Origin of the sequence: Streptomyces sp. DSM 41931, assembly GCF_050271085.1 — a bacterium.
Classification (GTDB): domain Bacteria; phylum Actinomycetota; class Actinomycetes; order Streptomycetales; family Streptomycetaceae; genus Streptomyces; species Streptomyces albogriseolus.
Genome location: NZ_CP189902.1, coordinates 6,290,321 through 6,301,443, shown reverse-complemented (window position 1 = coordinate 6,301,443; position 11,123 = coordinate 6,290,321). Strand labels below are relative to the sequence as shown.

The 11,123-nt window shown below is 72.1% G+C and carries 11 protein-coding genes; 3 read left to right on the top strand and 8 right to left on the bottom strand.

Features of this window, described 5'->3' with window-relative positions:
* Window positions 1-293: 293 nt before the first annotated feature.
* From ACP7TJ_RS28790 to ACP7TJ_RS28760, 7 genes are all read right to left on the bottom strand, one after another.
* Window positions 294-1,073 (bottom strand): ABC transporter ATP-binding protein, encoded by a 780-nt coding sequence (locus ACP7TJ_RS28790; protein WP_093769049.1) that lies wholly within the window; start codon window positions 1,071-1,073, stop codon window positions 294-296.
* Window positions 1,066-2,001 (bottom strand): ABC transporter permease, encoded by a 936-nt coding sequence (locus ACP7TJ_RS28785; RefSeq protein WP_193457376.1) that lies wholly within the window; start codon window positions 1,999-2,001, stop codon window positions 1,066-1,068. Before ACP7TJ_RS28785 ends, ACP7TJ_RS28790 begins: the two co-directional genes overlap by 8 nt.
* A gap of 94 nt (window positions 2,002-2,095) precedes the next feature.
* Window positions 2,096-2,968, bottom strand: a complete 873-nt coding sequence (locus tag ACP7TJ_RS28780) for a glycosyltransferase family 2 protein (protein ID WP_208839351.1) — start codon at window positions 2,966-2,968, stop codon at window positions 2,096-2,098.
* A gap of 8 nt (window positions 2,969-2,976) precedes the next feature.
* Window positions 2,977-3,720 carry a CDP-alcohol phosphatidyltransferase family protein gene (locus ACP7TJ_RS28775; protein ID WP_093769264.1) on the bottom strand — a complete coding sequence of 248 codons (744 nt, stop codon included), beginning with the start codon at window positions 3,718-3,720 and terminating at the stop codon, window positions 2,977-2,979.
* 13 nt (window positions 3,721-3,733) lie between these two features.
* Window positions 3,734-4,795, bottom strand: a complete 1,062-nt coding sequence (locus ACP7TJ_RS28770; protein WP_093769265.1) for an iron-containing alcohol dehydrogenase family protein — start codon at window positions 4,793-4,795, stop codon at window positions 3,734-3,736.
* A complete protein-coding gene (locus ACP7TJ_RS28765; protein ID WP_266402781.1) occupies window positions 4,783-5,535 on the bottom strand; it encodes a phosphocholine cytidylyltransferase family protein in 753 nt (250 codons plus the stop codon). The genes ACP7TJ_RS28770 and ACP7TJ_RS28765 overlap by 13 nt, the downstream gene beginning before the upstream one ends.
* The gene (locus ACP7TJ_RS28760) at window positions 5,532-7,313 is read right to left on the bottom strand and encodes a DUF5941 domain-containing protein (protein WP_391107215.1); all 1,782 of its coding nucleotides are present in this window, start codon (window positions 7,311-7,313) and stop codon (window positions 5,532-5,534) included. The genes ACP7TJ_RS28765 and ACP7TJ_RS28760 overlap by 4 nt, the downstream gene beginning before the upstream one ends.
* 241 nt (window positions 7,314-7,554) lie before the next feature.
* Between ACP7TJ_RS28760 and galE the strand changes: the two genes are divergently transcribed.
* From galE to idi, 3 genes are all read left to right on the top strand, one after another.
* Complete coding sequence (galE, locus tag ACP7TJ_RS28755) at window positions 7,555-8,535, top strand: UDP-glucose 4-epimerase GalE (protein ID WP_093764059.1); 981 nt, start codon at window positions 7,555-7,557, stop codon at window positions 8,533-8,535.
* Between the two features lie 133 nt (window positions 8,536-8,668).
* Window positions 8,669-9,607: a cation diffusion facilitator family transporter gene (locus ACP7TJ_RS28750; RefSeq protein WP_228918106.1), complete on the top strand. Its 939-nt coding sequence runs from the start codon at window positions 8,669-8,671 to the stop codon at window positions 9,605-9,607.
* 260 nt (window positions 9,608-9,867) lie between these two features.
* Window positions 9,868-10,461, top strand: a complete 594-nt coding sequence (gene idi, locus ACP7TJ_RS28745) for an isopentenyl-diphosphate Delta-isomerase (RefSeq protein WP_093764061.1) — start codon at window positions 9,868-9,870, stop codon at window positions 10,459-10,461.
* Window positions 10,462-10,482: 21 nt separating this feature from the next.
* On the opposite strand, the gene ACP7TJ_RS28740 is transcribed toward idi, so the two are convergent.
* Window positions 10,483-10,944 (bottom strand): ATP-binding protein, encoded by a 462-nt coding sequence (locus ACP7TJ_RS28740; protein WP_093764062.1) that lies wholly within the window; start codon window positions 10,942-10,944, stop codon window positions 10,483-10,485.
* Window positions 10,945-11,123 lie beyond the last annotated feature (179 nt).

Genomic DNA, 11,123 nt, shown 5'->3' with positions numbered 1-11,123 from the left:
TCACATCTCCCGTTCTACACTGCTGACCCAATTCACACTATTTCGGACACGCCGCCCAGGCGTCCTCCCGACGGCGCCGAGGAAGGGTGTCGGGCATTATGGCCCTGATTGCCGCCTTTCGGGACCGGTACAGCTTACGTTGCACAACGCGCCGTTCCTCGACGGGGGTCTTCCGGGCTCCACGACAACACATCGCACGGCGTCAAGATTCCGCCGTGCACGAGGAGTTGACGCATCTTTTGCAGACGCCGGGCCCCGCCGGACCGTTCCGGCGGGCCCCTGGGCGGAACGGGCTACTTGCCGGTGAACTTCTCGTACTCGCGGAGCACCTCGTCGGTCGGCCCGTCCATGCGCAGCTCGCCGCGCTCCAGCCACAGCACCCGGTCGCAGGTGTCGCGGATGGACTTGTTGTTGTGGCTGACCAGGAACACCGTTCCGGCCTCCTTGCGCAGCTCGCGGATGCGGGCCTCGGAGCGCTTCTGGAACTTCCGGTCGCCGGTCGCCAGCGCCTCGTCGATCATCAGGACGTCGTGGTCCTTGGCGGCGGCGATGGAGAAGCGCAGGCGGGCGGCCATGCCGGAGGAGTAGGTGCGCATCGGCAGGGTGATGAAGTCGCCCTTCTCGTTGATCCCGGAGAAGTCGACGATGTCCTGGTAGCGCTCCTTGATCTCCTCGCGGGACATGCCCATCGCGAGTCCGCCGAGGATGATGTTCCGCTCGCCGGTGAGGTCGTTCATCAGGGCCGCGTTGACGCCGAGCAGGGACGGCTGGCCGTCGGTGTAGACCTTGCCGCGCTCGGCGGGAAGCAGCCCCGCGATGGCGCGGAGCAGGGTCGACTTGCCGGAGCCGTTGGACCCGATCAGGCCGATGGCCTCGCCGCGGTAGGCCACGAAGGACACCCCGCGCACGGCGTGCACCGTGCGCACGCCCCGCTCCTCGCCGCGCCTGAGGATCCGGCTGAGGGCCGCGGTGGCGCTGCCCCTGCCCGACCGGGCGCCGTTCACGCGGTAGACGATGTGCAGGTCGTCCGCGATGACGGTGGGCACCCGGGCGCCCGTCTTGTCGTCAGCCACGGCCGTACCTCTCCTCTGCCTTCCAGAAGTAGACGAAGCCGACCACGCCGGCCAGCACCGCCCAGCCCAGCGCGAACGCCCAGACGTGCGGCGGCAGGTACGACGAGTCGTACCCCTCGATCAGCGCGAACCGCACCAGGTCCATGTAGACCGCCGCCGGGTTCCACTGGAGCACGTCCGCCACCCAGGACGGCACGTTCTTGTCCTCCAGCATCGCCGGGATCGAGAACATCACCCCGGACGCGTACATCCAGGTCCGCAGCACGAACGGCATCAGCTGCGCCAGGTCGGGCGTCTTGCTGCCCATCCGCGCGAAGATCAGCGCCAGACCCGTGTTGAACACGAACTGCAGCGCCAGCGCCGGCAGCACCAGCAGCCACGACAGGTCCGGATAGCTCCGGAACGCCACCATGATGACGACCAGGACGATCATCGAGAACAGCAGCTGCTGGAGCTGCTGGAGCGCGAACGAGATCGGCAGCGACGCCCGCGGGAAGTGCAGCGCCCGCACCAGGCCCAGGTTCCCCGAGATCGCCCGCACACCGGCCAGCACCGAGCTCTGGGTGAAGGTGAACACGAACACGCCCGTCACCAGGAACGGCACGTACACGTCGCTCGGGATTCCGCGCCGGGCGCCCAGCAGCAGACCGAAGATGAAGAAGTACACCGCCGCGTTCAGCAGCGGCGTCGCCACCTGCCACAGCTGCCCGAGCTTCGCCTTGCTGTACTGGGCGGTCAGCTTGGCCTGCGAGAAGGCCAGGATGAAGTGCCGCCGCCCCCACAGCTGACGGACGTACTCGCCGAGGGACGGGCGGGCGCCGCTCACGGACAGCCCGTACTTCGCGGCCAGCTCGGCCGCCGTAAGGCCCTCGTCGGGCGACACGGGCGCGCCGACCGCGACCGTGCCGTCGTGCGTAGTCTCACTCACGGGTGGATAACTTTCGTCCTCGATGTGCGTGGCCCGAGCGGGCCGGCCAGGAGCCGGGGACCGGGTGGGGCCGGATCCCCGGACTCGAAGCTTGTCAGATCACCGGGGGCCGGCCCAGCCGGGTCAGCCGCCACACCGTACGCCACTTCATGGGGCGGCGGGGGCCGCAGGGCGAGGTCCAGCCCTCCTTGAAGCCGCCGAACCACGCCTTGAGGGCGGGGCCCGAGGGGCGGCGCAGGAGGGTGAGGAGCAGCCACACGCCCAGGTACACCGGGACGAGCGGGGCGGGCAGGTTGCGCCGGGCGAGCCAGACGCGGTTGCGGGCCACCATGCGGTGGTACACCGCGTGCCGCGAGGGGGCGGTCGTCGGGTGGTACAGCACCATGTCGGACCGGTAGTCGATCATCCAGCCCGCGTCGAGGGCGCGCCAGGCCAGATCGGTCTCCTCGTGGGCGTAGAAGAACTCGTCCGGCAGGCCGCCGACCTCCGCGAGGACCTGGGTGCGCACCGCGTTGGCGCCGCCGAGGAAGGTGGTCACGCGGGAGGAGCGCATCGGGTCGGAGGCGCGCAGCCGGGGCACGTGCCGGCGCTGGGTGACGCCGGTGTCCGGGTCGGCGATGCGGAAGCTGATGATGCCGAGCGAGGGGTCGTCGGCGAACGCCTTCCGGCACAGCTCGGCGGTGTCGGTGTGCGCGAGCAGGCCGTCGTCGTCGAGGAAGAGCAGGATGTCGACGTCCCGGCCGCTGGGCCCGAACGCCTCGATGCCCACGTTGCGCCCGCCGGGGATGCCGAGGTTCTCGGGCAGCTCGACGGTCTTGACCCCTTCGGGCACGTCCGGCACGGGCGAGCCGTTGCCGACGACCACGACCTGTACGGGGTCGCCGTCCTGCTTGGCGACCGAGTCGAGCAGGGCCCGCAGTTCGTCGGGGCGGTTGCCCATCGTGATGACGACCGCGCCGACCTTCATGCCCGCGCTCACTTCAGCCTGCTCGAGACGAGGACGGACACGAGGTGCAGCAGGGTCTGCAGCAGCGCGATCCCGGCCAGGACCGCGGTGCCGAGGCGGGTGAAGAACAGGTCGCCCCGGGATGCGTCGAGGATCGCGAGGAGCAGGATCAGCAGGGACGCCTCTATGCCCAGGATCAGCCGGTGGAACTTCAGGGCGGCGGCGGCCCGGCGGGCCAGCGCCATGCCGGAGGAGCGCGGCTCGGAGGCGGACTCCTTCACCGGGGGCAGTCCGTTCTGGTGGCGGGCGACACCGACCAGGTCGGTCTCCGCCTTGATGAGTATCGCGCCCAGCGCGGCGAGGGTGCCGAGGAAGGCCCACAGCCAGTCGATGCGGCCGGTCCCCCACAGGTCGGCGGCGCGCAGGCCGAGACCGACCAGTACGGCGGCGTCGGTCAGGTAGGCGCCGACCCGGTCCATGTAGACGCCGCCGAGGGAGTACTGCTTGCGCCAGCGGGCGATCTCGCCGTCGACGCAGTCGAGCAGCAGGTACAGCTGGACCGCGACCACCCCGAGGACCGCCCCCGTGATGCCGGGCACCAGGAGGGCGGGGGCCGCGAGGACACCGCAGACGGTCATCAGATACGTGAGCTGGTTGGGGGTGACCCGGGTGTTCACCAGGTAGCGGTCGACCCGCAGGGACACCTCGCGCATGTAGAGGCGTCCCATCCAGTGCTCACCGCTGCGCCGGTCCTTGACCCCCGCGGGGTGCACGACCGGACGGAGTTCAGCTACCGATGGCCTTGACATAGTCGGCGTAGACGTCCTTGATCTGTTCGGTGGTCAGGGCGAGGTGTTCGAGGATGGTGAAGCGGCCGGGGCGGGTCTCGGGGGCGTACTCGACGACGCGGACGAACTCGTCGGCGGAGAACCCGATCTCCTCGGGGAGCACCGGCAGTCCGTGCCGGCGCAGCACCTCGGCCATGGCCGCCGACTCCTCGTGCGCGCCGCGCAGGTACATCGCGAAGGCGGCGCCCAGTCCGCACTGCTCGCCGTGGGCGGCGGCGCGCTGCGGGTAGAGCAGGTCGAAGGCGTGGTTGATCTCGTGGCAGGCGCCGGAGGAGGGCCGGGAGTCGCCGGACACGGACATCGAGATGCCGGTGAGGACCAGCGCCTCGGCCAGCACCTGGAGGAAGGCGTCGTCGCCGACGCCGCCCGGGTGCCGGAGCACGGCCTCGCCGGCCTGGCGGGCCATGGCGGCGGCGAGTCCGTCGACCTTCTCGCCGTTGACGCGGTGGGACAGCTCCCAGTCGGCGACGGCGGAGATGTTGGAGACGACGTCGCCGATGCCGGAGCGGACGAACCGGACCGGGGCCTCGCGGATGACGTTGAGGTCGATCACGACCGCGATCGGGTTGGGCACGCCGTAGGAGCCGCGTCCCGCGTCGTTGTCGAGGGTGGCGACCGGCGAGCACAGGCCGTCGTGCGCCAGGTTGGTGGCGACCGCGACCAGGGGCAGGCCGACGCGCGCCGAGGCGAACTTGGCGCAGTCGATGATCTTCCCGCCGCCGAGGCCGACGACCGCGTCGTAGCGGCCGCCCTGGATGGCGCCGGCCAGCCGGACCGCGTCGTCGATGGTGCCGCCGCCGACCTCGAACCAGTCGGCGCCGGGCAGCGAGGGCGCGACGCGGTCGCGCAGCCGGGCGCCGGAGCCGCCGCTGACGGCGATGGCGAGCCGGCCGGACTGCGAGATGCGCTCGTCCGCGAGGACGCAGGCCAGGTCGTCGAGGGCGCCGGGGCGGATGTCGACGACGACCGGCGAGGGGATGAGCCGGGTCAGTACTGGCACGCGATCTCCCGTCCGCGGGCGAGGTCGTCGTGGTTGTCGATCTCGACCCACCGGACGTCGCCGATCGGCGCCACGTCGATCCGGAAACCCCGGTTCACCAGCTCCTGGTAGCCGTCCTCGTAGTACAGCTGCGGGTCCCGCTCGAACGTCGCCTTCAACGCGTCCGCCAGCGCCTCCGCCGCCCCGCCCTCGATCAGCGTCACGCCGATGTACTCACCCGTCGCCTCCGCCGGGTCCATCAGCTTCGTGATCCGCGTCATCCCCTGCTCCGGGTCGACGACGACCTTCATCTCCTCGTCGGCGAGCTTCTTCACCGTGTCCAGCGCCAGGATGATCTTCTTACCGTCACCACGCGCGTCCAGCAGCGTCCGCTCCACCGACACCGGATGCACCGTGTCACCGTTGGCGAGGATCACACCGTCCTTCAGGGCGTCCCGCGCGCACCACAGCGAGTAGGCGTTGTTCCACTCCTCCGCCTTGTCGTTGTCGATCAGCGTCAGCTTCAGCCCGTACTTCGCCTCCAGCGCCGCCTGCCGCTCGTACACGGCCTCCTTGCGGTAGCCGACCACGACACCCACCTCGGTCAGCCCGATCTCCGCGAAGTTCGCCAGCGTGAGGTCGAGGACCGTCGGCTCCCCTTCTATGCCCGCGGGCCCCACCGGCACCAGCGCCTTGGGCAGCGTGTCGGTGTAGGGGCGCAGACGCCGGCCGGCGCCGGCCGCCAGCACGAGGCCGATCATGCGGGTTCTCCTTCGTCGTGTACGGCGGGCGCGCCACCCTGGTGGGCGGCCACCCAGAAGCGGATGCTCTCGGCGAGCACCACGAGAGCCACGGCCACGGCGAGAACCGTGAGCGCGACGGTGAATCCTGACGCGGTGAGCACGGCCGCCAGGACGGCGACCGCCAGCGTGCGGCCTTCGTGCCCCCCGATCGCCCGCACCAGCAGGCGCGGGGGCACGCCCGCGTCGCCGCGGATGCGGTAGACCGTGTCGTAGTGATGGTAGGCGACCGCGGACACCAGGCCGTAGGCCGCCGGAAGGGCTCCGTTCACCTCCGCGTCGGCCGCCAGGACCAGGACGGTTCCGTACTCGGCGGCGCGGAACAGCGGGGGGACGAGCCAGTCGAGGCGCCCGGTGAGGGGGCGGCCGACCGCTGCGGCGGAGCAGATCACGTAGGCGACGGCGGCCAGGACGGTCTGCCATCCGGCGCCCCACACGAGGGCGGAGCCCGTCACCAGCACCGCGCCGAGCGCGGCGGCGGCCACGCCGCCGCGGGCCCGGGAGCGGGGCAGCAGCTCGCAGAGCGGTCCGCTGTCGGCGAGGTCGGCGAGGGCCTGGGCGGCCTCGTCCTCGACCCGGCCGCCGCGCAGGGAGCGCAGCACGCGTCCCGCGGTGGTGTACGCGGCGGCGAAGGCACAGCCGGCGAGCAGCACCCAGAAGGTGACGCGGGGGGTGGTGGCGGCCGTGAGGACGGCGATCAGCGCCCAGCGCTCGCCGATCGGCAGGACGATCATGCGCCGCACCCAGACCGTCCACCCGACGCGGTCCAGGCGGCCCGACAGGGCGGCGGCCGGGCCGTCCGCGGCGCCGGTCCTGGCCTCGGCGAAGGAGAAGTCGACCACGTGCCGGCAGGACTGGAGGATTATGGCGCCGAGCGCCAGGGCCCAGACGTCGTCGCCGGTACGGGCCGCGCCGAGGGCGAGGCCGGCGTAGAAGGCGTACTCCTTGGCCCGGTCGAACGTGGCGTCGAGCCAGGCGCCGAGCGTGGAGTACCGCAGCGAGTAGCGGGCGAGCTGTCCGTCGGCGCAGTCCAGCACGAACGAGCCGAGAAGCAGCACGCCGGCGGCGACGAAACCGGCGCGGGTGCCGGTGGCGGCGCAGCCGGCCGCGATCAGCGCGGTGAGCAGGGAGGCGGTGGTGACCTGGTTCGGGGTCAGTCCGCGGCGGGCGCACCAGCGCGCGAGGTAGCGCGAGTAGGGGCTGACGCAGAAGGTGGTGAAGAAGCCGTCGCGGGCCTTGACGGCGGACCTGAGGCGGACGGCCTCCTCGTCCACGGCGGCGACGGCCTGCCGGGCCTCGTTGCGGGCCTGCGGGTCGGCGGGCACGGCGGCGACCAGGCTGCCGAGCTCGGGGCGGTGCACCTCGGTGTCGAGGGCGGCGGTGACCCGGTCCGGGAGGCCGGCCACCAGCGTGCCGTTGCCGGCGCCCTGGCCGGAGGCGGAGTTCTCGCGGGCCATCGCGCGGGTCAGGGCCTGGCGGCCGGATCGCTGGGCGGTGACGGCGCCGGGGATCGCGGAGAGCGGGAAGCGGGGGTCGGTCAGACCGAGCCGCAGGGCGTGCAGATGTCCGACGAACCGGGTGTCGACCAGGGCGACCCGTTCCTCCCCGGGGACCCCGGCGAGCAGTGTCTCGGCCTCCGCGGCGCCGGCGGCGGGCCGCACGTCGAAGCCGAGGGAGCGCAGGTCGCCCTCGAGTGACGAGCCGGGAACCGGGGGGCCGGTGACGATGGCGGTCGGCAACCGAAAACTCACTCCCTGGGGGCGACGCGTCCACGCCGGTCATGTACACGGTGATGCGCCCGTTCGGAGGCCCTGCGGGCGGCATGTCGGCAGAGGCTATCGGATTCGCGGAAGCCCGCGTTCACCACCCGTTCGCCGACCGGATCGACGCGGTTCGCCCGCTGCTGTGCCGTGCTCATCATCGGGGATACCGGCCCCGGCTCACAAACCGCGCCGGTGGCTCGCCTTAGGGTGGACCACCATGACGTGGCTGATCACCGGCGGAGCCGGATACATCGGGGCCCATGTGGTGCGGGCCATGACCGACGCCGGGGAGCGTGTCGTCGTGCTGGACGACCTCTCCGCCGGGGTCCCGGCTCGGCTGCCCGAGGACGTCCCGCTCGTCAGGGGCTCCGCGCTGGACGGCGACCTGCTGACCAAGACGCTCGCCGAGCACGGTGCGACCGGTGTGCTGCACCTCGCCGCGCGCAAGCAGCCCGGCGAGTCGGTGGCCCAACCCACCCGCTACTACCGGGAGAACCTGGGCGGTCTGGCGACCCTGCTGGACGCCGTCGCGGAGGCGGGCGTCCGGCGCTTCGTCTTCTCCTCGTCCGCGGCCGTCTACGGCGACCCGCACGTGGACCTCATCACGGAGGACACGCCCTGCGCCCCCGTGAACCCCTACGGCGAGACCAAGCTCGCCGGGGAGTGGCTGGTGCGGGCGGCGGGCCGGGCGCACGGCATCGACACGGTGTGCCTGCGCTACTTCAACGTCGCGGGCGCGGCGGCCCCCGAACTGGCCGACACCGGCGTCTTCAACATCGTGCCGATGGTCTTCGACCGGCTCACCCGCGGCGAGGCCCCGCGTATCTTCGGCGACGACTACCCCACGCCGGACGGCACCTGCATTCGTGACTACATCCATGTGGCCGACCTGGCGGAGGCCCACCTCGCGGCGGTGCGCGCGCTGGCGGAGGGCGGCGTCGAGGGCGACCTGACGCTGAACATCGGCCGCGGTGAGGGCGTCTCCGTCCGGGAGCTGATCACGGTCATCGGGGAGGTCACCGGCGACACCCGCACCCCGGTGGTCGAGGCGCGGCGCCCCGGCGACCCGCCCCGCGCCGTGGCCTCGGCCGCCCTCGCGAGCGAGCGTCTGGGCTGGACGGCGCGCCGTTCGGTGCGCGAGATGGTCGAGTCCGCCTGGCACGGCTGGCAGCTCCTCCAGGGCGCCGAGCACGCCTGACCTGCGGATCGTTTCCGCAGGTCAGGGCACATGACAACGGTGTTCAGTGCCGCGTTGCCCGATACCCCCGCCCCGTAGTTCACTGTGCTGCGGAAGGCAGCGGCAGGGCAGCGACGGAAGGGCGGCGGAGGGCATGGGGGCAGGCCACGGTCACGGGCACGCGCACGGGGCGCCGTCCGGCGGCACGGTCAGCGCGGCCTACCGGGGAAGGCTGCGGATCGCGCTGGGGATCACGGTCTTCGTCATGGTCGTGCAGATCGTCGGCGGCATGCTGGCCGACTCGCTCGCCCTGGTCGCTGACGCCGCCCACATGGCGACCGACGCCCTGGGGCTGGGCATGGCCCTGCTCGCGATCCACTTCGCGGGCCGCCCGCCGAGCGAGCGGCGCACCTTCGGGCTGGCCCGGGCGGAGATCCTCGCGGCGCTGGCCAACTGTCTGCTGCTGCTCGGCGTCGGCGGCTACGTGCTGTACGAGGCGGTCCAGCGGTTCATCACGCCGGCGGCCACGGAGGGCGGTCTGGCGATGGTGTTCGGCGCCGTCGGCCTGGCCGCCAACCTGGTGTCGCTGTCGCTGCTGATGCGCGGGCAGAAGGAGAGCCTGAACGTGCGCGGCGCCTTCCTGGAGGTGGCGGCGGACGCGCTCGGCTCGGTCACGGTGATCGTGGCCGCACTGGTGATCGTCACCACCGGCTGGACGGCCGCCGACCCGATCGCCTCCCTGGTGATCGCGCTGATGATCGTGCCGCGCACGCTGAGGCTGCTGCGCGAGACGCTCGACGTGCTGCTGGAGGCGGCGCCCAAGGGCGTGGACATGGCCGAGGTGCGGGCCCACATCCTGGACACGCCGGGGGTGGAGGACGTGCACGACCTGCACGCCTGGACGATCACCTCGGGGATGCCGGTGCTCTCCGCGCACGTGGTGGTCAGCGTGGACACGCTGAACGCGATCGGGCACGAGAAGATGCTGCACGAGCTGCAGGACTGCCTGGGCGACCACTTCGACGTGCGGCACTGCACCTTCCAGCTGGAGCCCCGCGGGCACGCGGAGCACGAGGCGCGGCTGTGCCACTGAACCCGTCGGGGTCACTCGGCGCGTAGGTGTCGCCCGGAGGGGCGCGCACGCCCCCTGGGCGCGCCGATGCGCCGGGGAACGCGGCCTTCACGCATCGCCGACGCCCGTCGCGGGCACGATCAGCGCGGGTCCGGTGCCGTCCGGCTGTCGCCACGACCGCCCGTCGAGCCGGGAGCGGGACATGCGGGAGAGGACCGGAGTGCCGGGAGTGCCGGATTCGTGCGGCAGACTGGGGCGCGAACACCGAGTGAAGGATGGGTATGCCGATCACACCTGCCACCGCGACGAACAGCCCGTCGAGCGGCACCGCCGAGCCGATTTTGCTGGAACTGGTCGACGAGGACGGCGTGACGGTCGGCACCGCGGAGAAGCTCTCCGCCCATCAGCCGCCGGGGAAGCTGCACCGGGCGTTCTCCGTGTTCCTGTTCGACGAGCGCGGCCGGCTGCTGCTCCAGCAGCGGGCGCTCGGCAAGTACCACTCCCCGGGTGTGTGGTCGAACACCTGCTGCGGCCACCCGTACCCGGGCGAGGCGCCGTTCGCGGCGGCGGCCCGGCGGACGTACGAGGAGCTGGGGGTGTCGCCGTCGCTGATGGCGGAGGCGGGCACGGTCCGCTACAACCACCCGGACCCGGCCTCGGGCCTGGTGGAGCAGGAGTTCAACCACCTCTTCGTCGGCATGGTGCAGTCGCCGGTGCGGCCCGACGGGAACGAGGTCGCCGCCACGGCGTTCGTGACACCGGAGGACCTGGCGGAGCGGCACGCGAAGGACACCTTCTCGGCGTGGTTCATGACCGTGCTGGACGCGGCGCGGCCCGCCGTGCGGGAGCTGACGGGCCCGTCGGCGGGGTGGTGACGGCGGCGCCGTACCGCGCGGCTAGTAGGTCTGCGCGGGCTTGAGCGGCAGGGCGGCCCAGATCACCTTGCCGCCGGCGGACGTGTGCTCCACCTCGCAGGCCCCGCCGGCCTCCCGCGTGATCTCGCGCACCAGGAGCAGTCCCCGGCCGCCGGTGCGGCCGTAGTCGTTCTCCAGGGCGGTGGGACGGTAGGGGTGGTTGTCCTCCACGGACACCCGGATCCACTCGGCGCCCACCGCGACCTCGACGGCGAGCATCGGGGACAGCAGCGCCGCGTGTTTGACCGCGTTGGTGACCAGCTCGGAGACGATCAGCAGCAGGCCCTGCACCACGTCGTCCGCGACCGGCACCCCCTGCCGCAGCAGCAGGTCCCGCACGGCGTGCCGGGCCTGTGGCACCGAGGCGTCCACGGCAGGGGCGGTGAACCGCCAGACACCTTCGTACGGCAGCGGTTCGCCGCCCTCACGCTCGATTGTCACCACACGTCGAGTGTTGGGACCGATCGCCTCCGCCCTTCCGCGCTGAACAGAAGTCAGCGGATATCGAGCGTTTCCGACCGTTCATGCCTCGCTGGGGCGGACGTGGGACCGTTCGCGTCCGTTGTGTGCCGTTCCGGGGCACTCTTCGGTTTGTACGCGACGAGGCGCCCCGCGGGCGTCCG